This window comes from Streptomyces sp. NPDC127092 (genome assembly GCF_042722475.1).
GTDB lineage: Bacteria > Actinomycetota > Actinomycetes > Streptomycetales > Streptomycetaceae > Streptomyces.
In genome coordinates this window covers 1-1,134 of the sequence record NZ_JBHXFE010000360.1, presented here as the reverse complement: position 1 = coordinate 1,134, position 1,134 = coordinate 1, and the positions used below count along the sequence as shown (strand labels likewise).

At 67.0% G+C, this 1,134-nt stretch carries 2 protein-coding genes; both read left to right on the top strand.

The window, feature by feature from the left end; all coding sequences use genetic code 11:
* The first annotated feature begins 308 nt into the window (after positions 1–308).
* Entirely contained in the window at positions 309–479 is a 171-nt protein-coding gene (locus tag ACFWJO_RS40430; protein ID WP_020621742.1) for a hypothetical protein, read from the top strand.
* Between the two features lie 49 nt (positions 480–528).
* The coding region (locus tag ACFWJO_RS40425; RefSeq protein WP_386873363.1) for a hypothetical protein at positions 529–1,134 on the top strand (606 nt) is incomplete at its 3' end.

Sequence of the window (1,134 nt, the reverse complement as noted above, 5' to 3'; positions counted from 1 at the left end):
CCCGATGACCTTCTCGATCCAGGTGCCGGTGAGTTTCACGAGCCCGCACCTCTCCGGAGCCGGAGGTGTACGGGGCTAGGGCGCGCGGCGGTGACGGGAGTATCGAAACCCGATCGTCGGGCCACCCCTGCCGGTGTGGCCGCGCTCATTCGTCCCCTGAGATTGCGCATCCGTCACGCGCAGGACCCTCTTGACTCCCTGGTGGGGCACGTCTGTGGACCGACCGAGAATTCTCTGGACACAGGGCGAGCACCTTCATAGAGTGTGACGCAGATCACGACTGAGCGTGAACCATAAGGAGGAGCGACATGGGTATGAAGCAGCGGATTTCTAAGGTCGGTGCCGGCGTGGCCGTCGCTGGACCGTTGGCCGTCTCCGGTGCGGTGCCAGCGCAGGCGCTGACGGACTCCGGTCGGCAGGACTGCAGCGCAGGACTCCTCCTGTCGGGCACCTACGGCTACTGCTACTACCCGTACTGACTCGCCGGCACCGATGACTTCATTACGCATTCCTGCGACGGCCGCCCTGGTGGCGGCCGTCGCCCTGACCCTCACCGGCTGCGTCGGTCGGGAGTCTGCGGGCCTCGGCGGTTCATCCACGGTCGCCGCTCCCCCCACCGCGACGGCCGAGAAGACCTGGGACGCCTCGCAGTGGGTTCCCACCGAGAGGATCGAACCCCTCCTGACGACGGAGGCGGAGAAGGAGCGCGCCTACCGTGAGCAAGTCGCGCGGCACGCTCAGGGGGCGGGAATGCCCGCGCCGCCTCAGGTGGAGCGCTCCGGGTGGTACGCCACGTCCCTCGAGTCGGACCGCATGGTGTCCACATGCCTGGCCGAGGCCGGGTGGCCGAACTCGGTCGGTCCGACCGGGGGAATTCAGATCGACACCCCACCTGAGTCCCAGAGGTCTGCTTTCGAGGCGGCCTACGTGACCTGCTACGCACAGCACCCGGTGGATCCGAGCTACACCCAGGACTGGACCGATCCGCAGCTCCGCCTCGTCTATGACTACTGGGACCAATACCTCATCCCGTGTCTCGAGGCCTACGGCTACACGGTCGACACCTCCGCGCGCCCCTCCAAAGAGGCATTCGTCTCCGCGTTCTACACTCCAGGCCGCCACCAGTGGTGGCCC